Genomic DNA, 22160 nt, shown 5'->3' on the forward strand with positions numbered 1-22160 from the left:
TTTTACATACTGTTCAGTTTTCAAGGTTCTTTGTTGTTGTCTCAGCGACAGCTTATTTATATTACCATAAGCAATTGACTTTGTCAACAACTTTTTTATTTTATTTTTTGCAGCCGAACTCTCGTCCAACAGCTTGAATATCATATCATAGGTAGTTGTCGTTGTCAACTGTTTTTTCTTAATTTCCAAAACATTTCTGTAAATAAGAAAACCTGTGATATTCGATTCTCTCTGCATATGCAGACCAACGTCAAAATACGTTAGAGTTAAAGTTTACCATTTCAACATTAACTTGTCAAGGGATTTTTTACTTGCTTTTCTCAAATTTCTCATTCCCATCTGCACAGCACGAAAGCTGTAACGAAGCATTCAATATCACAGGTTTTCTTCTCTATAAAATTTTAAATAATCCGTTTCACAACACCCATCAGGATGCTTCCAAGCATATTGTGGTCATACAGCCAGGTCAGCCAGATATTGCTTTCTATCTGGTTCAGGAAAAGTTCACCAATCGCCGTTGCCGAGAACAGTGTAATAAGCAGTGCTGCAATCCAGACGAAAAAGATCCCTTCCGCACCCCCCAGCACGGCACCTGCCAGACGGTTCAGTCCCGATATGATCGGCAGCCGGGAGACCACATTGAGCGATACGGACAGAACACGCAGTCCGCCGAACACGGCTGCAAACAGCAGAAAAAAACTTATAATATTGATCAGGCTGTTTGCCAGATAACGGCTGACGTAGTGGGTAAAGCTGCTTACACCCAGCGCCTCGTAAACTTCGCTGTTATTATTCTCCAGAAGCGCATCCTTTAACTGTTCCGGAAGCTCCATTTCTTCAATAATACTGCGCTGTACGGATGGCGGCGCCGCGTCAGCTGCCTCATTTTCCGCCTCATCGTCCTTTTGAATAAATTTCGTCACGCTGTCCTCCACCGCCTGATAGACCACCTCATTGCTGCGAAGCAGATTCGCGACAGACGGCGCACCAAAATGAACCACCCCCAGCGACAGCACCAGGGAAACGGCCGAGACTGCCAGGCGGACAAATCCGCGGTAATGCCCGTACAGTACCATGGAAACCAGATAGACTGCCACCACCACGAACAGCCAGTTTTCTTTTATATAAGCACCCATTGTCTGATCGCCTCCGCTACGCCCTCTTCCCGGTTCGAAGCGGCAATCCGGTCTGCGCGTTCCTTTAAAAATGGGGCGCCATTTCCCATCGCTACGCCGATTCCTGCTGCCTCCAGCATGGGCCAGTCGTTTTCGCCGTCTCCAAATGCCATCGTCTCCTCCGCTTCAATTCCCAGATACTGACAGAGATTCCGCAGCCCGCTTCCCTTTGTGATGCCCGCCGCGTTGAGTTCCAGATTCCACGGAAGCGAGGAGGTCACCAGAACCTCCGGCATCGCTTCCAGCTTTGCCCGGACTGCCTGCTTGCTCTCCCGGTCCTTAAAATTTAAATTCATCTTCTGCACCGGGCATTTTTTCTCCCGCAGATACTCCACCATGTCAGTAACTGCCCGGCGCGTCGCCCGGATATAGGCGCATTCACGTTCCGGTATCCCGTATTCTTCCAGCTGTGCCAGCAATCGCGTCTCGCTGACGCCGCCCTCCGATACATACATATCGTAAATAACCGGATGCCGGCGCAGCACCTCAATCACCCGGATCGTCTCTTCCCAGCTCAGGCAGCTTTCCGACACCCAGGTATTTTTCCCGAAATCCCGGACGACCGCCCCATTTGTAAATATGCCATAGTGGACGCCCGGCAGGCTCAAAACCTCCTCTGGCACTGCCGGGAGCGCGCGCCCGGTCGCCGGGACAATCTCAATCCCCCGCTGCGCGCACAGTTCCATCACCTGTCTTGTTTTTTCCGACACGTGCATTTTTTCATTTAACAGTGTCCCATCTAAATCGAGGGCTATTAACCGTGTTCCCATCTTTCTCTCCCGTATCTCTTTTTACTGTCCACTACCAGAAAACGCTGCCGGGAAGCATTCCCCCGCAGCGCTCTCTTTTACTAATTAGTTTTAATTTTAAAATTTCTCGAATTGTTTTAATTAATCAAAGAAATGTTTCTCTTTCAGAATCAGAAGTCCATCCTTATCATATTTCGATGAGAACAGTCCGCTGAAGGATTTCTTCTCCGCCTTATCTGCAGCTTCCTCGATCAAATCTTCGGCACTTGTCTTGGTAAGCGGTTCTCCATCCTCCTCCATCATCTCAGCGCGCTCGTACAGAGCCAGCATGCTCTTTCCCGAAATACTGCAGTCGATCTCCGATGCATATTTGCAGGCATACTGAACAAACTCCTCAACATCCATATCGCCGGACTTTTTGGACGGTTTCTCTTCCGGCTCATCCTCTGGATAATTGGAATACTCGTCGTCTTCGCGTTCGTCTTTATAGCTGTCTTTGTAATCGTCCTTATAATCATCACGATAGCCGCCACGCGCATAATCATCCTCCGGCTCATACTCGTCCTTCTCGTAGTGATCTTCTTCGTCTTCATACTCCGGCTCGTCATCGCGTCTTGCCTCTTCCTGACGGCGCAGTTCTTCTCTCTGCCGCTCTGCCAGACGGCGGTCTTCCTCCGCTTTACGCGCTTCTTCTGCCTCTTTGGCTGCCAGTGCCTGTGCTTCTGCCTTGGCGCGCTCTTCTTCCTCACGGCGGGCTGCTGCTTCCTGCTGTCTGCGTTTTTCCTCTGCCTCTTTTTCTGCCTGACGGCGGATCTCCGCCTCACGCTCTGCCTGGCGTTTTCTGGCTGCTTCTGCTTCCTGCTGCGCCTGCTGGCGTTTCAGCTCTTCCTCGCGCGCCTGTGCCAGCTTCGCTGCATCGTCTTTCTGGTTTTCACAGCCGATATACTGGAAACGCTCTGCTAATGCCGGATATGCGCGGTGCATCTGCTCTAAACGTGCCTGCGTATCAATCAGAACAACGACCATGCCGGTTTCATCCTGTGTCATCAGTTCTTCCAGCTCTTCCACCGTCAAATCGTCCAGATCAGCTGCATGCTCGACCACCAGATCCTTGCCTGCCAGGCGCTCCGCCACCGATGCGATGCCGCGATGGGATAGGTTTGCACCGCTGATCTTGGCAACCGGATGCTTGGTTCCCAGCTCGCGGTGAATCTTTTTCAGGGAATCAAGTGCCATCGCAAGACCGGCTGCCGGATCTTCCGCCTCGATCATCAGATGATTTGATTCCTTGATCTCCTCTTCTTCCTCTTCCGGTTCGAAATCCCAGTCTTCCACTATGGTTTCCTCTTCCTCTTCAAATTCATGAATCGGAGCTTCCTCGCTCTTTTCCTCTGCCTCTGCCGGTTCCAGGTCGCGGAGATTCCTGAAAACACGTGTCTCCCCTTCGGATGCGCCCTCTTCCTCATCGTAAGGCTTGATCTTGGACACTTCTTTTGCCAGCGCTTCTTCCGCCTGTGCTTCATGAAGGCTTGCTACTACATCCTCGTCCAGCGCAGTCTTTTCTACTTTCTCGTCCGCCGGTTTTGTCTCGGCTTTCGGTTTTCCAGCCTTCTCTTCTGGCTCTGCCTGCTCTGACTGTCCCTCCGGCTCATTCTCCGGTTCGTCGTCCAGCTCTGCCTCCGGCTCATCCGTATCCAGATACTCTCCTTCCGGCTCCGGCTTGCGGTATGTACCGTTCTTGTACTCTTCTTCCACCGCACGCAGCTTCTCTTCGTACTTCTCGCGGTTTTCCACCAGATCCATCTGATATTTCGTCAGCGGCGCATACTGAAGTTTCAGTTCCATTGCCTTGTCCACATATTTGCCAAGACCGAACATCAGCATGATCTTGTCGCAGATCCGCACACAGTCGTCCGCCTGGTTCGCCTGATGATAAAGCTCTGCCAGGTGGTACAGCCATTTCTCATCCAGCTCTTCCTGACAATATCTCTCCAGAGAATTGATCTGCTGCTCTAACGGCGCATCCTTCGCCTCCAGAATCAGGAAACGAAGCAGATACTGGCGCGGGTCATCGCCGGACAGCTCACAGAACTCCCGGTAATATGCCTCTGCCTCCTGAATATTATTTTCACGCAATGCAAGGTCAGTCAGCTTATATAAAAGCCCCTTTCCAAGCGGCGCTCTCTCATATGCCAGCAATAAAATATCCTTGGCATCCTGATACTCTGCATTTTTCTCATAAATCTGGGAAATCATCGTAAGCAGGCTGGTGCTGCGTACACGACGCCAGTCGATGGTATCGGCGATCTTCATCGCCGTCTCGAAATCTCCCTTGTTAACCAGTTTCTTAATCTGCTCTACCTTGATGTTAAACTCGTATTTATCCATCTTATGCATCTCCTAACTTCCTGCCGCGGCAGAAGTTTTATTGTTACTGTTCACGCATACGTGCCCAGTAACGTTTTATTTGCTCACCGGCTACAGCTCTGTACGCCCATCCAGCGCGCGCAGAAGCGTTACCTCATCAATATATTCCAAGTCGCCCCCGACCGGAACGCCGCTGGCGATTCGCGTCACCCGGATCCCTGTCGGCTTAATCAGCTTGCTCAAATACATCGCGGTCGTCTCGCCCTCCAGGCTTGAGTTGGTTGCGATAATGACCTCACGAACCTCCTCTTTCTGCAGGCGAGTCATCAGCTCCTTGAGCCGGATGTCGCCCGGCCCGATCCCCAGCATCGGGGAGATCGCCCCATGCAGCACATGATAGACCCCGTTGTATTTTCCTGTCTTCTCATATGCCGCCAGATCGCGCGTATTTTCCACCACCATGATCGTCTCATGATCTCGCCGGTCGCTGCTGCAGATCGGGCACAGTTCCTTATCAGTCAATGTGCAGCACTCCTTGCAGTAACGCACATTCTGCTTGGCTTCCAGAATCGCGCCGGACAAGTGCCTGACCTGTTCTTCCGGCATATTGATGATATGAAATGCAAGACGCTGCGCCGATTTACTTCCGATTCCGGGAAGTTTTGACAATTCTTCGATTAGCTTGCTAATCTGGCTGCTGTAATAATCCATCGCTTAAAACGGGAATCCGCCTCCCAGACCGCCAAGGCCACCGGTCAACTGGGACATCATCTGGCTGCTGTCCTCTTCCGCCTGACGGAATGCCTCGTTGGTCGCCGCCACGATCAGATCCTCTAACATCTCGATATCATCCGGATCCACTACTTCCTCAGACAGTTTCACGGAAAGAACCTCTTTTTTACCAGATACGGTCACGGTTACAGCGCCGCCGCCCGCGGATGCGCTGTACTGCTTCTCCTCCAGCTCTTTCTGCTTCTCTTCCATCTGGCGCTGCATTCTCTGCGCCTGCTTCATTAAATTGTTCATATTGCCCGGCATACCGCCTGGGAAACCGCCACGTTTTGCCATGGTGTCATTCCTCTCTTTCACTTCTTTTTATTTATATTCAGACTGGCTGCCGATTGCAGCCGGTTCTATATATCATATAAACCCACTAATATCATTTATCTGCATTTAATCACAGCTTCTTGCATTACAAAACAAGGCTCATCTTTGGCAAGCTCCACTACACGGAATCATCCTCTTCGACAATCACATCGGTATGGATTGCGTTCTTTAAATCCTCATCACTGACATAAACCGTTCTTTGCGGCACAGCAGATGATTCTAAACGGACTTTAAATTGCAGAGTCTTTTTGTATTTTTCTTGCACTACTTCCTGCAAATTTTTAAGTTCAGGCTCCCGATTGATAATTCCAAACGTATTTTCATCTGTACACACAATGCAAAGGCAGCCTTCGCCCGCCGGTTCTACACTTGTCTTGGGAAGACTGAGTCTAATCGAACCCACAAGCTGGCTCAGGGACGCAATCCGTCCCCATTCTTTCCGCATCAGCATCAGATCTTCGTACTGTGCCGGCGGAAGGGATACCGTCTTCGGCTCAGGCGGCGTTTCCACCACAGCCGTTTTGGAGGATGCCGCCTGCCCCGCTGCCGGTGCAAGGGACGCCAGTTTCTGTAGATTGTCCGGCATTTCCTGCATTTTCTGCTCTAATAGCGTAATCCGCTGTAAAATGGAATCAAGATTCTGTTCCATCGACGGCGTCGTCAGCTTGATAAAGGCAATCTCCACCAGAATCCGCTTCTGTGACGCGTAGCGCAGCTGCCCGGAAAGTTCCGAGAAAATACGGATGTAACGCATCAGCGTTTCCGTATCAACGCCTGCCGCCTCTTCCTTTAAAACTGCCAGATTTTCCTCCGACATATCGAGCATATCGCCCGGTTCGTCGGTCGTCTTGGCAATCAGGAGATTTCGCATATACCAGACGAAATCGTTGACGAGCTGCGAAAGATCGCGCCCCTGGATGATCATTTCCTCAATCTCACGGATGCACGCCTTCGTATCACTTGCAAGCACCGCCTGAAACAGCTTGCTGAACACGCGGTTATCGACCGCGCCCAACACCTCGAGCACATTGTCATACGTCAGCTTTTCCCCGAAATGGAACGCCACGCACTGATCGAGAAGACTTAACGCATCTCGCATCGAGCCATCCGCCGCACGTGCCACATACCTAAGTGCCCGATCGTCTACATCGATCTGCTCCGCCTGCGTCAGCTCCGCCAGCCGTCCCGCGATGGTATCGATCGAGATCCGCTTGAAATCATATCTCTGGCACCGGGACAGAATCGTGATCGGGATCTTGTGGACCTCCGTCGTCGCCAAGATAAATATAACGTAGGACGGCGGTTCTTCCAGCGTCTTTAAGAGCGCATTGAACGCGCCAATCGAAAGCATATGAACCTCGTCAATGATGTAGACGCGGTAGCGCCCATCCGTCGGCGGGTACTGCACCTGCTCCCGGATATCGCGGATATTTTCCACACCATTGTTGGATGCCGCATCGATCTCCACCACATTGAGGGAAGCTCCTTCCGCAATCTGGCGGCACATACTGCACTCGCCGCAGGGGCTGCCGTCCACCGGATGTTCACAGTTGACTGCCCGTGCAAAGATCTTGGCAATACTCGTCTTACCGGTTCCGCGCGTCCCGCAGAAGAGGTACGCGTGCCCGATCCGCCCGGAGTTGATCTGATTTTTCAGGGTCTTTACGATATGGTCCTGACCCCGGACCTCTTCAAAGGACGTCGGACGCCATTTTCTGTACAGTGCTGTATATGACATAAACTACTACTTCCTTACTATTCGTCGCCGAAGCTGATGCCTACATCCTTAGCTTCCCGGATAATATCGCTCTTCGGATCGACCATCTTTAATTTACCGGCAATGTCCGCAAGCGGAATTTTTTCAATCTTATTGTTGTTTAAAGCGACCATATAGCCGTATTCTTTGCGGCGGATCATCTCTGCTGCCTCCGCGCCGAGGCGCGTCGCAATCACGCGGTCATACGGGCATGGCTCGCCTCCGCGCTGCATATGCCCCGGAACCGTCACACGGATCTCCTGCCCCGTCCGCTCGGAAATCTGGGCGCCCAGCTCGTAAGCGACCGACGGATAAACCGGTCCATTTTTCTTCTTTTCTTTTAATTCTTTCTTGGTCAGGGCTGCATTTTCCTTGGAAATCGCGCCCTCTGCGACCGCCAGAATCGTGAAATTCTTGCCATTTTTAGTACGGCTGCGGATCGCATTTACCACCACATCAATATCATACGGGATCTCCGGCAGGAGAATGATGTCAGCTCCGCCCGCGATGCCTGCATAGAGCGCCAGCCATCCCACCTTGTGACCCATGATCTCCACGATGAAGACTCTGCCATGAGACGCCGCCGTCGTATGAATACAGTCGATGGCATTGGTCGCTACATCAACCGCACTATGGAATCCAAACGTAAGATCGCTGCCCCAGAGATCATTGTCTATGGTCTTCGGAAGAGAAACGATATTGAGTCCTTCCTCCCGCAGCAGATTTGCCGTCTTCTGGCTGCCGTTGCCGCCTAAAATGACGAGGCATTCCAGTTTCAGCTTGTAATAGGTGTGTTTCATCGCTTCCACTTTATCCAGACCGTTCTCGTCCGGCGTCCGCATCAGCTTGAAAGGCTGTCTGGAAGTTCCCAGAATCGTACCTCCGCGTGTCAGAATCCCGGAAAAATCCGACTGTTTCATAATCCGGTAGTCTGCATACATAAGACCTTTATAGCCGTCTTCAAATCCAACTATCTCTATGTCATCGAACATCTTGTACAGCGATTTTGCCACGCCTCGCATCGTCGCATTTAAGCTCTGGCAGTCGCCGCCGCTGGTTAACATACCGATTCTTCTCATGAGCGCTTTCCCTTTCTTCATAACCGTCCAGTACCTTCACAGTTACCCTTATTCTAAGTTTCCAACAACCCCCATATCAGGATAAACTACACCCATTTTGTAATTATAATACAATCATATCCCGCGGGCAAGAAAAAATTCCTTACAAATATCATAGACATAAAAATACCGGGATACGCGCTTTTAATCTGCTCCGGCACGGTATTCCTACCCCTTGGCAAATCAAATTCCACATATCCCGGCTATATTCACACACCTGCAAAAATGCTTGTTTCTGTATCTATTATTTTCTATTTTTTATTTCATAGGAAGCAATTTCCTATGAAATAAAAAAATCCGCACGCCCGGCTTCGAACGTATGCCATGAACGTTACCCTGACAGTTAACTCGGTCCAGGCTGCCTTGCGGCACACAGAAGGTTCTGCTTAGTGCTGCTGCATTCCTGCCCTGACACGGTTCACAGATTTCTGTTGCGCAAGACCCAGACTTCAACGCCACTTTTCAGGGGCAGCCCCACAGTAAAAACGCCCTCGGTCGGACAACACCCCTGCTATAGCGGATTGCAGGTACAGGGCACCGCTAACTCCCCGGCTGTGCGGAAACTTTATGACTTGGTCTTATATGACGGAATGACCTGCAGACCGTCAGCCTGTTTAGTATACATGGCAGCCACCGTTTTGTCAAGCCGGAGCTTGACTAACAAGCATTGTATAAAAATACATTTTATTGTTTTTTTATCATTTTTTATCCCAGAATCTTGCAACAGAAGAAAGAAATCATTATAATAGGTATAAATCTAGCGACTGCAAAAAGTCAAACAGTTACTAAATCATAAAATTCTGTAAGATTGGAGCAACGATTATGGAAAAGAAAGATATCGACTGGAGCAACATCGGTTTCGGCTATATGCCAACGGATTACCGCTATGTTTCCATGTACCAGAATGGTTCCTGGGACGAAGGCGTCCTTACCTCCGACCCGAATATTACCCTGAATGAATGCGCCTGTGTTCTGCAGTATGCACAGACCTGCTTCGAGGGTCTGAAAGCGTATACGACCGAGGACGGCCATATCGTTACGTTCCGTCCTGACTTAAACGGCGAGCGTATGGAGAATTCCGCAAAAGGCCTTGAAATGCCGCCATTCCCGAAGGAACGCTTCGTAGACGCCATCACAAAAGTAGTAGAAGCCAACGCAGCATTCGTACCGCCGTATGGTTCCGGTGCAACCCTGTACATCCGCCCGTATATGTTCGGTTATGATTCCATCATCGGCGTTAAACCGGCAAACATCTATCAGTTCCGTGTATTCTGTACACCGGTTGGCCCGTACTTCAAGGGCGGCGCTAAACCGATCACCATCCGCGTCAGCGATTTCGACCGTGCAGCACCTCACGGAACCGGTCACATCAAAGCCGGATTAAACTACGCGATGAGCCTGCATGCGATCGTCGATGCTCATAAGAACGGTTTCGATGAGAACATCTACCTGGATCCGCAGACACGTACCAAGATCGAGGAGACCGGCGGCGCAAACGTTATCTTTATCACCAAAGACGGCAAGCTGGTAACTCCGAAGTCCAACAGCATCCTTCCGTCTATCACACGCCGTTCTATCCTGCAGGTTGCAAGAGATTACCTCGGCATGGAGACCGAAGAGCGTGAAATATACTTAGACGAGGTAAAGGATTTCGCAGAGTGCGGTCTGTGCGGTACCGCAGCTGTTATCTCCCCGGTTGGCAAGATCGTTGACCACGGCAAGGAAATCTGCTTCCCGGCAGGTATGGAGAAGATGGGTCCGGTTACCCAGAAACTCTACGAGACACTGACCGGCATCCAGATGGGTCACATCAAAGCTCCGGAGGGCTGGATCCACGTAATCAAATAAGGACTGTACCTTTCAGTTTGAACGGAAAATATGAAATTAAAAAAGCTGGCAGAGGTTTATTTGCCAGCTTTTTCTTCTTTCTTCTTTTTTCTCTTTTCACGCAATTCTTTGAAAAATTCTTTCAACATCATCGAACATTCCTCGCCCAAAAGTCCTTCTTCTGTCTCCACCTGATGATTGAATCTTTTTTCATCCAGAAGATTCAGTACCGAACCGGCGCAGCCGGCTTTCGGGTTCATGGAACCGATGTAAACTTTTGGAATCCGCGCCTGCACGATCGCCCCTGCGCACATCGGGCATGGTTCCAACGTCACGTACAGCTCACATTCTTCCAGGCGCCAGTCGCCCATGCGCTTGCACGCTTTTTTGATTGCCGCGATCTCCGCATGTGCCAGCGCGCTATGATCGACCATCCGACGGTTGTAACCCCTGCCGATGATTTTGTCCTCATACACGATCACGCAGCCGATCGGCACTTCTCCGAGCGCCCAGGCTTTCTTCGCCTCGCGGATCGCCGCTTTCATATATTTCTCTTCCCGTGTCAATTTTGCTGCCACTGTTTTTTCCTCTTTCTTGTTTTATATATTTCTATCTTTTCCTCCATTCAAATTTATCCGCTTCCAACAACAGACATCCTTATCTCAGTTTCCCGGCAAGTTTGCTCCGCTGCCAACCAAACACCTGAAAGCATTTGACCCGTGTCCATCCTACCCAGAAAAGCTATCCTTTGTCAAGAGTTCTCTAAAAGGAGCGACCGGCTTTTATGTAAAATTCAAATCTGTATACCAGTACCCGAACCGGCTGTCGCGCGGCGGCTGGCGGGTGGAACGGACAAAGCGGTCAAAGCCGAACATCGCCGCCATATATTTTTCATTGTTTCCATAATGTCCCGGCACGCCCAGAATGTAGCGCCCCCGTTCGCCGGGTTTCCCCAGTCTCGCCAGAATCAGATATCGGTAGTTGTAGTAACCGTGCAGAAGAAAGCTGTTATTTCCATACACCCAGTTTTCCCGCGGCAGAAGCCCGATATCCTGCGGTTTGATTACCAGAATCTCGCAGCCGTCGGCGCATTCGAAGGCGGTTACTTTGGGATAGGCAGCACGCAGACGGTTCCAGAGGGACTCGGCGGGATCTTCTTTGGGAAATTCCTTGGAAGAATCTGGTTGCGGTTGTTTTTGATTTTGAGAGCCTGGCTGAAATGCTTCTTGATGGTCTGGTGGAGAATCTGGAAGCGCCTCTTTCCGGACCTCCCGGGTGGATTCTTGAGAATCTTTCCGCCGTGCTTCTGTCTGTGCTTCCTGATAGGATTCCTGAAAACTTTCCTTCGGTGTCTCCGTTTGCACTTCTTGAGTGGATTCCTGAAAACTTTCTTGCGGTGTTTCCGTTTGCGTTTCCTGAACAACTTCTGCCTCTTGATGATCGGATGTTTCTGAGATATCTGGAACCGCTTCCATGGTTTCCGTGTCCTCGAAAATCTCCAGGTTTGAATCCTCCAGCTTTTCTGGCTGGGGCTGGCTGATTCCGAAGTCCGTTTCGTTTATATTCACAGCTTCTTTCTTCTCTGTCTCCGTGGATGTGTCCTGACTCTCCATTTCTCCCGACCGGGTAAGTTCTGACGCCTCATCCAATTTTTCTTTCCCTACAGACGCGCTGTTCACTTCCCCAGATACATTTTCTGCCAGTTTCCGCGTTGCGCCTTCCTTCTCCGCTTCCTGCTCCCGCACTTTCTCAGCAGTCACATCCGCCAGCTCAACCTCTGCCGCATGCGCGACGGCATCTTCCCAGATCGTCGTATAGGCACGCCATGCGCTGTCCGTCTCATGAAGAGTCAGACCACAGCACTCTTCCATATTGCAGCCGCTTCCTTCAATATTTTCACAATTGACGACGGCACGGAACTCCCCATTTCCGCCACGGACAAACAGGGTGCCGATACGGATCTCCTCCTGCCCTGCCAGAAGGTATACGCCGATCGGGCTGCCGCCCGCAAAGACACGGCGGACGCTGACCTGAATCCGGCAGGAAGTTCCCCGCGTCTCCAATTTCGCAAATCCCGTATTTTTCCCTTTGATTCCGCCCTCGTATGCATAGATATATGATATTAACCGATGATATGCAGACATGTTTTCACTCCTTTGCTTTGTATTATATGCAAAAGAAGCGCCGGTTTATGACAGGATTTCTATATCCCGATATAAACCAGCGCTGCAAATACGTCCGTATAACGCAAAATCGGGAACAGTTAAAAACTGTTCCCGATACTGCCGGCGACCGGAATCGAACCGGTACGAAGTTTAACCCTCGCAGGATTTTAAGTCCTGTGCGTCTGCCAGTTCCGCCACGCCGGCATCATGATTACTCATGACTGGCACAAAGCCAAATGGATGGAGGTGGATTCGAACCACCGAAGCGAGACGCAACAGATTTACAGTCTGCCCCCTTTGGCCACTCGGGAACCCATCCAAAATTGCTCTGACAGTTGAAGATTATAACATGGCTGTCTCAAAAAAGCAAGTGTTTTTATATATTTTATTTAATATTTTTATTTCCATTTTTTCCTGCTTTTGATTCTTCTCGTTCAACTGCCAGAAATCATATATCTTGTCGAAGCCGCATTTCCTACAATGCCGTATCATTTCCCGTCAAAACGATACTTCCGACCGGTGGGATTTTCACCTCGATATAGCCGTCCTTTACCTCATGTTCAACCTGTCCGGCGTTGTAACCGTCCTCATAGGTCATCATTTCCCGGCGCAGGACCGCCCCGTCGCGCGCCCCGATCTGCCAGACCGGAATCTTGAGCGTCAGCCAGTCATCACCTGTATTGACCGCCGTCACGCCGCAGCACGCGCCGCCAGCTCTCTGAGCACTCTGAAAACGTCCATAGGCAATATAGCCATCTCCCGCCGCCAGCGCTTTCAGGGAACCATTTCTAAATGCCGGACAGCGTTTCCGGATGCCGCTCATGTAGCGGTGGAACTCGATCAGCTCCAGGTTTTCCCCGCCCCACGGGTACGTCCGGCGGCTGTCCGGATCGGTCCATCCACAGACGCCCGCTTCGTCGCCGTAATAGATCGTCGGCGCGCCCGGCCAGGTCATCTGCATGACAACACCCTGGCGGAAAATGCCATAGCTGATGCCTTCCTCCGCTGCTTTTGCACCTGCCGACGCAAGACGGCCCACCCGGCGGTTTGTCCGCGTCATAAAGCGGGAGTGATCGTGGTTGGACAGCTCGTTCATTGCACACTGCACGGAAGCCGTCGGCATTTCACTCATATGGTAGCGCATCGCCTCAAAAAAGGCGCATCCATCCCCAAACAGCGCTGGATTTTCTTCGTCACTGTGCTTCTCCATACCGGTCAGAAACCATGACAGCGGCTCCATAAACGCATCATAATTCATGACCGTATCCCACTGATCGCCCTTCAGCCAGTCATACGGGCTGCCGTAATGTTCCGCAATCATGACCGCCTCTGGATTTGCCTCCTTGACTGCCGCGCGGAAATCACGCCAGAACTGATGGTTCATCCCGGCGCTCCGACCCAGATCTGCCGCCACATCCAGCCGCCAGCCATCTGCTCCAAACGGCGCCGACACCCATTTTTTCGCAATCCCCAGAATGTACTGGTACAATTCCGGCGATTCTTCGTAATTGAGCTTCGGAAGCGTCGCGTGTCCCCACCAGCCGTCGTAGCTGTCATTAAACGGCCAGGCATTTTCATTGTGGAACTGGAAAAAATAGCGATACGGGCTGTCCTCCGAGACATATGCCCCCTGCGGATAGCCGCCCGCGTGCTGGTACAGAAGTTCCGCATCCAGCCATTTATTGAAAGAACCACAATGGTTGAACACACCGTCCACCAGCACCCGGATTCCCCGCTTGTGTGCTTCCTCAATCAGGCGGGCAAAAAAGGCATCGCTCGCCTCCAGGTTCTGCTCATCCGCCGTCCGCGTCATATATTTATGTGCGCGGTCATTGTCCGTATCTTCCGGGCACACCAGTCCGTCTGCGTCCTCCAGAATCACTCCATAATGCGGATCGATATGGTCGTAGTCCTGACAGTCATACTTATGGTTCGACGGTGATACAAATACCGGATTTAAGTAGATCACTTCTATCTTGAGACTCTTTAAATAATCAAGCTTATCTAAAACACCCTGCAGATCACCGCCGTAAAACCGTCCCACATCGAGTGTACTGATCGGTTCCTTCCAGTCCGTCACCCGGGTGACCGGCTTTTTCAGATAAATATATTCATTGGTTTCCGTATCGTTTGTGGGATCGCCGTTGCAGAACCGATCCACATAGATCTGGTACATCAGCGCGCCCTTGCTCCACTCCGGCACATGAAATCCCGGAATCAGGCGAAACGGGTGCGCCGCCGCATCCTCCGTCAGCCCGATCCGGTCGTAAAGACAGACATTCTCGCCCCAGGTTACCTGAAATGCATACGGAAATGTTTTCGTTCCCAGAGTCAGCGCACAGCTGTAGTAATCAAAACGGCTGTCTGACTTGTCAGCCATACCGCTACCATCTATGCCTCGATTTGTATCTGCACCGTTCCCAACGCTGCCAGCACAGCACTCCCACGAAAGCCGTTTCATCTGCCACTCCTGCAAAAGCGCCCCGGTCTCCGGGTCATATTCCAGCAGTACAACCGCATCTGCTCCATTTTTCTCTGTTCTGAAATAAAATGTAACGACTTCACCCGCATCTGCCTCCGAAGGACAACGGTAATCCTCTGTCTCGTCGCAAAATAGCGCGTCGCGATTGATCTGCTCCATCTGTTTCCCTTTCCAGCGGTTTCACCACTTTCACAATCATGTTATTTTCTGCCCATATTTTACAGGATTTCCCCAAATTACACAAGTTATTTTCACGCCCCTAATTTTAGGTAATAAAAAAGAATGTGCCTTGGCACATTCGGGCGTCTCGCGCGGTCGCTTGCGACATGTTTCTGCTTCGCGCGAGTGCGCATCCTCGCGGAGCGTTTTTTGTTTCATAGGACGTAATTTCCTATGAAATAAAAAAGGTCAGCGGGGTAGCTGACCTTTTTAGGAGAAGGTATTTCGTTTTATGGGGTGTAGCAAAAACTATATAATGTATTGGGGGGGTTACGTCTATTATAATAGCATAGGAGCGGAAATAAGTGTGCACAAACATCGTTTTATTTCGATTTCTTTTTTGTGCAAATCAGCACTCTCTCCCGAAATATCCAGCAAAACCCGTCTGAAATTTGCATAAAAGAAGATGCCGCCGCTGCCATTTCCATCTATCAGACGGCTGTCCGGGATCTTTCCCGCACATTCTGGCAGCTGACTGGCACCTTTTTTCAGGCTTATTTCCAGACCTGTCTCATGCTTTCAACTTTTTATGCTTCTGTCACCGGAGTTTCAGCTTCCCCTGACGGCTTTTCTCCATCCTGAAACAGCGCTTCAAACTCAGCCTGGCCGATCTTCTCCTTCTCCATCAGCAGGGCACAGCAGGAATGAAGCACATCTTCATGGTCGAGAATGATCCGTTTTGCCTTGGCGTAGCACTCATCGATGATGCGCTTTACCTCGCTGTCGATCTCGCTCGCCACTTCCTCGCTGTAGGTTCTCGTATGCGCCAGGTCGCGGCCAATAAAGACCTCGTTGTTGTCGCCGCCGTAGTTGATCATGCCCAGTTTCTCTGACATACCGTACTCGGTTACCATCGCGCGCGCCATCGAGGTCGCCTGCTTGATATCCTGGGAAGCGCCGGTCGTGATGTCGTCAAAGATAATCTCCTCGGCGATTCGTCCGCCCAACGAAACCATGATATTTTGAAGCATTCTGCCCTTCGTCATATGAAGCTCATCCTGCTCCGGAAGCGGCATCGTATAACCTGCCGCACCAACGCCGGTCGGAATGATCGAAACGGTATGAACCGGTCCCACATCCGGGAGGACATGGAACAGAATCGCATGACCCGCCTCATGGTATGCGGTAATCTTCTTATCTTTTTCGGAAATTACCTTGCTGCGCTTCTCAGCGCCGATTCCCACTTTAATAAAGGCTTTCTCAATATCCGTCTGGGTCAGGAACTTACGTCCCTCTTTTGCGGTATTGATCGCCGCCTCATTCATCAGGTTTTCCAGATCGGCTCCGGTAAATCCAGCGGTTGTCTGCGCGATGCGGTGTAAATCCACATCCTCGCCCAGCGGTTTTTCCTTCGTATGGACGCCGAGAATCTCCTCGCGACCCTTGACATCCGGTCGTCCGACTGCCACCTTTCGGTCAAATCTGCCCGGCCGCAGAATCGCCGGGTCGAGAATATCCACACGGTTCGTCGCTGCCATGACAATAATGCCCTCATTGACGCCGAAACCATCCATCTCAACTAAAAGCTGATTGAGCGTCTGCTCGCGCTCGTCGTGACCACCGCCCATGCCGGTACCACGCTGTCTGGCAACCGCATCGATCTCATCGATAAAGACGATACACGGGGCATTTTTTTTGGCTTCCTCAAACAGGTCGCGGACACGGGATGCGCCAACACCGACGAACATTTCAACAAAATCCGAACCGGAAATCGAGAAGAACGGGACACCCGCCTCGCCCGCTACGGCCTTAGCAAGCAAGGTTTTACCAGTTCCTGGAGGTCCGACTAGGATCACGCCTTTCGGGATGCGCGCCCCGACACCGGTGTATTTCTGCGGGTTTTTCAGGAAATCTACGATCTCCTCCAGTTCCTCTTTCTCCTCTTCCAGACCTGCAACTTTGGTAAAGTTGACCTTGCTGGTCGATACCATCCGGGCACGGCTGCGTCCAAAATTCATCATCTTGGCATTTGCCCCGCCGCCGGAACGGGAATTGATAAACATAAACAGGAAGATCAGGACGCCTGCGGACAAAGCGATCGGCAGGATCACCGTCATAAAATAGCTGTCCTGACGGACGCTGGTGGTCGTGTACGGAACCCCCGCCTTGCGAAGCGCCATCTCTACTTCCTTCACATCCAGCACATTGAACTCCTCCCGGTCGCCGGAGGTTGTCTCAAAAATAACCTCACCGGTCGGCACCTCGCGGTTCGGGCGGATCTGTGCGCTCTCTACGGTCTTATTTTCCAGATATACCATGAACTCCGGATAGCTTAATTCCCGCTCCGTCGCCATTCCAGGGACTTTCAACGAGAAAAACATGATAACGAGCAGCATGAGGATCAGAAGCCCCACGCCTCCCATCGACTGACGTTGTTTCAACTGGCTTCCTCCTTATACTTCCACAACACCGATGTACGGCAGGTTGCGGTATTTCTGATCGTAATCCAGGCCGTAACCTACGACAAACTCATCCGGGATTGTAAAGCAGGTATATTTAACCTGAACCTGTTTTTTCACGCGGCGCTCCGGCTTGTCAAGCAGGGTGCACAGCTCGATATTTTTCGGATTTCTCTGTTTTAATACCTCGATCAGATATGCCAGGGTGCGTCCGGAATCGATGATGTCCTCCACGATGATGACATTCTTGCCCTCCAGCGGCTCGTCCAGATCCTTGATAATCTTTACCACACCGCTTGACTTGGTGTCGGAACCGTAGCTGGATACAGACATGAAATCCAGGGAAACCGGAATGGTCAGGCGTTTTGCCAGTTCACAGGTAAAGAATACGCCGCCCTTTAAGATACAGATCAGGTGGACTTCCTTTCCCTCATAATCTTTGTTGATCTGTGCTGCCACTTCACTGATCTTCTTGTTTACTTCTTCTTCCGTTAATAATACACGAATCTTATCAGCCACTGCTTTTTCCTCCGTTAAATTCCACCTCAAGGATGGTTTTTGTCTGTTCTGTTATCTTATAATATGCGCTGATCCGGTGCCCCACTATCCACAGGATATGTTTTTCTTCCGCCAGAAGCCAGATTTCCTCCCGCTCCTGTCTCGGAATTTTCTCATCGATCATCCAAGATTTCAGCGTCTTCCGACCGCCGGACGGCAATGTCAGGTAGTCCCCCGGCTGCCGGTGTCTCAGCGATAAGGTACCTTTTATTTTATCATAGTCAAACCATTTCGTATACTGGTTTTTCGGAAATTCATCCCCATTTTCACAGGGGAAAGTATGCATCTGCAAAAGATTCCCATTCTGGATGCCCGGAAGCAAAACCCCTTTTCTTTCCCCTGGATGACTAAGCGGGCGCACTTCAAGAAATCCATATATATTTACCGCCCGGAACCCATGCGGCAGCGAAATACTCTTTCCGGTTCCCTGATGCAGAAGTTCCCGCACCGCCTGCACATGCGTCTCCGTCACGTCCCGGAGCGGCATTTTGCTCTTTAAAAACAACCGCCGCACGATATAACCCTGCACAATCTCCGCCTGTTCTGCCAGCGCTCCTGCATCCGCCTTTCCGTCCGGTGCATGCTTTTGAAGCCATTCTTCTGCCACCTCTTCCAGATAGGCATCTGCCTGCCGGATGCGTCTGCCCGCCTGGTCGATATGACGGACTGCCTGTGCATTCAGGCGCTCTTCTACCGCCGGAAGCAGTTCATTCCGAAGCCAGTTGCGGCTGTATTCACTCTCCTGGTTCGTCGAGTCCTCGACCCAGTCCTGTCCCTGCTGCAAAAGCCAGGTCTGAATCTCGCTTCGCTGCGCCCAGAGAAGAGGACGGATGATGCGCCCCCGCACCGGAGCAATGCCGGAAAGCCCGGTCAGACCGCTTCCGCGGAACAGGTTAAAAAGAACCGTTTCCGCATTATCATCCGCATGGTGGGCGGTGGCGATATGAACCTGCCGAATCTCTTCCTCCCACGCCCGCGCCGTCTCCTCATACAGGCGGTACCGTGCCAGTCGTCCCGCCTCCTCGACGGAACATTTCCGGTCAAGCGCCTCTTTTGCCGCATCGATACGGAACTCATAAAAAGGAATTTCCAGCCGTTCACACAGCATCCGTGAAAATGCCGCGTCCCGATCCGCCTCCGCGCCGCGCAGCCCGTGATGGACATGGAGCGCCCGCAGGGAAATCTGAAACGTCTCCCGCAGCTTCCAGAGTACCAGCAAAAGACCGACGGAATCCGCTCCCCCGGATAAACCGACCAGAACGCCATCCCCCGGCCTGGTCATATGATTTTGTTTCATATAAATTTCTGTTTGTTTCTGCATTCTTTTATATTTCTTTTTATCCCTCTTAAAAATAAATCCACTCGTAACTGTTCAATACCTTCACAGTATAACGGATCTCCCCTTATTTCTCAACCTGCCAGATTCTACCGTTTACCCACGGTTACTGTTCACGCATACGTGCCCAGTAACGGAATTTGCCGTGGCTTCGTATTTAAATACGGCAAATTCCTGCTGCCACCGCGTTTTCTTACGGCACTTTCGGTTCCAAAAGTGCCTACCCGTAAACAGTAACTACCCACGTTCCAGCACCGTCCCGACCAACACTGTGCAGTCATCCACCACACCCCCGTCCGAAAGCCCGGACGCAAACGCCAGGATCTGTTCTGCCAGTTCCTGCGGGTTGCCGCCGGAAAGGTTTGATACAAATTCCATGAACGTCTCTTCCTTGTGTTCCCCCGGCATCGCTTCGAGAATACCGTCGCTTATCATAATGATTTTCTCGCCGTCCCACATTTTCCGCGACATCAGAACCGGCTCCGCGTTCTGTACAATTCCCATCGGCAGTCCGCCTGCTTCCAAAAACTCAACACCCTCACGCCCCAGAATAAAGGTCGGCACCGCGCCCAGCTTCATCGCTTCCAGCACACCTGTCCCCAGATCGATACAGCATAGATCGATTGTTGCCGGATTCTGCTCCGTACCCGCCAGCAGAAGCACCGTATTTACCAATTTGAGCGCCGATCGCGCCGAAAATCCCGTCTCCAGCAGGCGCTGGGTCAGCTCAATGACCTTCTCGCTGTCCTCGCTGGCGCTTCTGCCGCTTCCCATGCCGTCCGACAGGCTCATAATCACCTGCCCCGGAAGCCCGGTCTGCACCGTGCACGTGTCGCCTGAAATCGGTTCTCCCTCCCTGGGGCTGCACGCCATGCCGTACACCATCCGGTATTTACCTTCTTCCACAAAACGGAAGGTCGCCGCATTGCGGGTGATAAGGCTTTTGCTGTCCTTCGCCACACTCCAGTGACTTCCGGCGATCGCGCGTCCCAGAAGTTCCGCCACATCCCGCGCCGTCATACATCGCCCATTGACGCTGCGGAGTGTGAGAAACGCCTCCTTCTGCTGATTTTCATATTGAAGCACCAGCATGTTGTCCACGCGCAGATGGCTTCTGCGAAGTATCCCCGAAAGCATCTCCTCCCAGGATGCCGTCACATCCGACGCCTGCTCCATCTGGTTGGAAAATTCCTCCAGAATCGCCGCCAGCTCCCGGAACTGGACGATCACCGCATCCCGGCTTTCCAGAAAACGGTTTTTCCACCCCAGATTCATCGTCGCCCGGCCGAGGCTCCGGTTCAATTCCCGCAAATATGCCCCTCTCTGGGAACAAATCTCATGAAACAGGCGCGGCATGTCCTCCAGGTCGATTTTCCCTTTCTGCTCGAACGTCCGAAGCAGATAATAGAGATAATAACTGTCGTCCCGGCGGTTGCCATAATACAGGTTGCACCGTGTACAATCGCCGCATACCGCCGACGCCGCCGTCTGCATTGCCGCCAGCCCGTCCTCCTTCGTCAGATGCCCCTGCCCGCCGATCTCATCCGCAAATGCCTGCGCCAGACCGCCCAGCGACAGTGCCATGCTCTTTAAACGTCTTGCCGTGTAGACGTTGACATCCGCCATATCTCTATGTAAAGTTCTCCGTTTAAGCACAAAAAATCCCTCCTAACCTGTATAACGCCATTATATACAGGCTGGAGAGAAATATTTGTCAAACGGACAGAGCAAAACCAGGGAAAACTTCGACATTTTCCGACCTATCTATGAACACTGCTCCCCCGTGTGCCATACTCCAGGCATTCTATGATGTGCTGCAAGTCTAATTCGGATTCGACGGCTTGAGCAGGATCTCATTGCGGTTTACAAGCCCCAGCTTCTCCTTCGCTACCTTCTCGATATACTGCTTGGTCTGCACGTATACGCGGTATTCCTCAAGCTGTTTGGCACGTTCTTCTTCTTTCGCAACCTGCGCCTCCAGATTTTCCTCACGAATTGAATAACTCCTATCCTTTTCCTTGAGATCGATGCCCTTGATGTGCACGGCAGCCGCCAGACTCAGCACTACCATCGTAACGCCCACAAGCGCCATCCGGTTGTTTAAATTATCCTTTTTCTTTTTCCGCACATTTCCACCCGGTCTGCCTTCCGACATCTGTCTACGCATTCTCATCTCACTTCCTTTCCATGTTTTCTGCCTGTCCCCTTGTTGTACGTTTCTTTCCGGTCTTCTGGCTTTTTTTGCCTCTTCTTTTCATTTTAATCCATCCGCTGCATTTTTTCAATACCGCAAACAAAAGACGGCTGCCCGTCCGGTCATAAAACACCATGCCGCCAAGCACGCCCGCCACCGCATAACCGCGCAGAACTCCGTCATTCTGCCCGAACAAAAGCCGGAACGTCGCAAAGCTGGCAAAGAGCCAATACGCCGCATCCTCCATGCCTGTCCAAAATGAGCTGTGCCGTACCAGCCACCGGAAGATCCTAAGCCCGTCATACATCATCATCAGCGCGATTCCCGTACACACACTGCCGCCAAGCAGCCATATTTCCCCTCTCACCGTCCCGTTCATCCGCCACCGCCTAACGGAACAGCCGTCCAAAGAACGACTCCTGCGATTTCCGGTGGGACTCGTTGCAGGAATACGAAAAGCTTTCAAACTCGCCCTCAATATCCACTTCGCCCTTTTCCAACGTCAGACGGCTCACATGCAGCGCCTTCCCACGCACCGTCAGAAGCCCCATGTTTGTATCGAGAATCATCTGGTTCTCATCAAATGACACCACATCCTGGATCCCCGTCACACTCCCCTTTTCCCGGTTCAGAAGCTCCAGCTTGTGAGGTCTGGCATCCAATTTTTCTTCCATGCAAAAAACCTCCCAATTTATCTAACTTATAGCC

General features: G+C 51.5%; 19 protein-coding genes, 2 tRNA genes and 1 other RNA gene. 1 reads left to right on the plus strand and 21 read right to left on the minus strand.

Going from position 1 to position 22160, the window contains the following annotated elements:
- From DWX68_RS14770 to ffs, 9 genes are all read right to left on the minus strand, one after another.
- Positions 1-189 (minus strand): hypothetical protein (locus DWX68_RS14770; RefSeq protein ID WP_207663960.1); only part of this gene is annotated, 189 nt, incomplete at its 3' end.
- Between the two features lie 212 nt (positions 190-401).
- On the minus strand, positions 402-1136 hold the full coding sequence (locus tag DWX68_RS12570) for a CvpA family protein (protein WP_107001682.1): 735 nt from the start codon (positions 1134-1136) through the stop codon (positions 402-404).
- Positions 1121-1945, minus strand: coding sequence for a Cof-type HAD-IIB family hydrolase (locus DWX68_RS12575; RefSeq protein ID WP_118629715.1), 825 nt, complete (start codon positions 1943-1945; stop codon positions 1121-1123). Before DWX68_RS12575 ends, DWX68_RS12570 begins: the two co-directional genes overlap by 16 nt.
- Positions 1946-2065: 120 nt before the next feature.
- A complete protein-coding gene (locus DWX68_RS12580) occupies positions 2066-4312 on the minus strand; it encodes a hypothetical protein (RefSeq protein ID WP_118629717.1) in 2247 nt (748 codons plus the stop codon).
- A 90-nt stretch (positions 4313-4402) separates the two neighbouring features.
- Positions 4403-5002, minus strand: coding sequence for a recombination mediator RecR (gene recR, locus DWX68_RS12585; protein WP_022359051.1), 600 nt, complete (start codon positions 5000-5002; stop codon positions 4403-4405).
- A 3-nt stretch (positions 5003-5005) separates the two neighbouring features.
- Positions 5006-5359 carry a YbaB/EbfC family nucleoid-associated protein gene (locus DWX68_RS12590; protein ID WP_022359050.1) on the minus strand — a complete coding sequence of 118 codons (354 nt, stop codon included), beginning with the start codon at positions 5357-5359 and terminating at the stop codon, positions 5006-5008.
- 157 nt (positions 5360-5516) lie between these two features.
- Positions 5517-7136: a DNA polymerase III subunit gamma/tau gene (gene dnaX / locus DWX68_RS12595; protein ID WP_022359049.1), complete on the minus strand. Its 1620-nt coding sequence runs from the start codon at positions 7134-7136 to the stop codon at positions 5517-5519.
- A 17-nt stretch (positions 7137-7153) separates the two neighbouring features.
- Complete coding sequence (locus DWX68_RS12600; RefSeq protein WP_117796688.1) at positions 7154-8233, minus strand: ATP-dependent 6-phosphofructokinase; 1080 nt, start codon at positions 8231-8233, stop codon at positions 7154-7156.
- 336 nt (positions 8234-8569) lie between these two features.
- Positions 8570-8832, minus strand: an RNA gene (ffs, locus tag DWX68_RS12605) — signal recognition particle sRNA large type.
- 262 nt (positions 8833-9094) lie between these two features.
- On the opposite strand from ffs, the gene DWX68_RS12610 reads away from it, so the two are divergent.
- Entirely contained in the window at positions 9095-10120 is a 1026-nt protein-coding gene (locus DWX68_RS12610) for a branched-chain amino acid aminotransferase (RefSeq protein WP_118629719.1), read from the plus strand.
- Between the two features lie 56 nt (positions 10121-10176).
- Here the strand turns inward: DWX68_RS12610 and tadA are convergent, their stop codons facing one another.
- The 12 genes from tadA to yabP form a co-directional block, all read right to left on the minus strand.
- Positions 10177-10665, minus strand: coding sequence for a tRNA adenosine(34) deaminase TadA (gene tadA / locus DWX68_RS12615; RefSeq protein ID WP_118629791.1), 489 nt, complete (start codon positions 10663-10665; stop codon positions 10177-10179).
- Positions 10666-10881: 216 nt separating this feature from the next.
- The gene (locus DWX68_RS12620; protein ID WP_118629721.1) at positions 10882-12243 is read right to left on the minus strand and encodes a DUF6128 domain-containing protein; all 1362 of its coding nucleotides are present in this window, start codon (positions 12241-12243) and stop codon (positions 10882-10884) included.
- A 139-nt stretch (positions 12244-12382) separates the two neighbouring features.
- Positions 12383-12468, minus strand: a tRNA-Leu gene (locus DWX68_RS12625).
- Positions 12469-12501: 33 nt separating this feature from the next.
- Positions 12502-12583: transfer RNA gene (locus tag DWX68_RS12630), tRNA-Tyr, on the minus strand.
- Between the two features lie 156 nt (positions 12584-12739).
- Entirely contained in the window at positions 12740-14905 is a 2166-nt protein-coding gene (locus DWX68_RS12635; protein ID WP_118629723.1) for a glycoside hydrolase family 13 protein, read from the minus strand.
- Positions 14906-15492: 587 nt separating this feature from the next.
- Positions 15493-17301 carry an ATP-dependent zinc metalloprotease FtsH gene (ftsH, locus tag DWX68_RS12640; RefSeq protein ID WP_333489863.1) on the minus strand — a complete coding sequence of 603 codons (1809 nt, stop codon included), beginning with the start codon at positions 17299-17301 and terminating at the stop codon, positions 15493-15495.
- Between the two features lie 57 nt (positions 17302-17358).
- The gene (gene hpt / locus DWX68_RS12645; RefSeq protein WP_022360393.1) at positions 17359-17883 is read right to left on the minus strand and encodes a hypoxanthine phosphoribosyltransferase; all 525 of its coding nucleotides are present in this window, start codon (positions 17881-17883) and stop codon (positions 17359-17361) included.
- Positions 17876-19219, minus strand: coding sequence for a tRNA lysidine(34) synthetase TilS (gene tilS, locus DWX68_RS12650; protein WP_243027774.1), 1344 nt, complete (start codon positions 19217-19219; stop codon positions 17876-17878). Before tilS ends, hpt begins: the two co-directional genes overlap by 8 nt.
- Positions 19220-19495: 276 nt before the next feature.
- On the minus strand, positions 19496-20914 hold the full coding sequence (locus DWX68_RS12655; RefSeq protein ID WP_118629727.1) for a SpoIIE family protein phosphatase: 1419 nt from the start codon (positions 20912-20914) through the stop codon (positions 19496-19498).
- A gap of 166 nt (positions 20915-21080) precedes the next feature.
- On the minus strand, positions 21081-21425 hold the full coding sequence (locus tag DWX68_RS12660; protein ID WP_182432189.1) for a septum formation initiator: 345 nt from the start codon (positions 21423-21425) through the stop codon (positions 21081-21083).
- 7 nt (positions 21426-21432) lie between these two features.
- Positions 21433-21831 carry a spore cortex biosynthesis protein YabQ gene (yabQ, locus tag DWX68_RS12665; RefSeq protein ID WP_118629729.1) on the minus strand — a complete coding sequence of 133 codons (399 nt, stop codon included), beginning with the start codon at positions 21829-21831 and terminating at the stop codon, positions 21433-21435.
- Positions 21832-21841: 10 nt separating this feature from the next.
- Positions 21842-22126, minus strand: a complete 285-nt coding sequence (yabP, locus tag DWX68_RS12670; protein ID WP_022360387.1) for a sporulation protein YabP — start codon at positions 22124-22126, stop codon at positions 21842-21844.
- Between the last annotated feature and the right edge of the window lie 34 nt (positions 22127-22160).

The organism is Clostridium sp. AF20-7 (genome assembly GCF_003479275.1).
Lineage (GTDB): Bacteria > Bacillota > Clostridia > Lachnospirales > Lachnospiraceae > Otoolea > Otoolea fessa.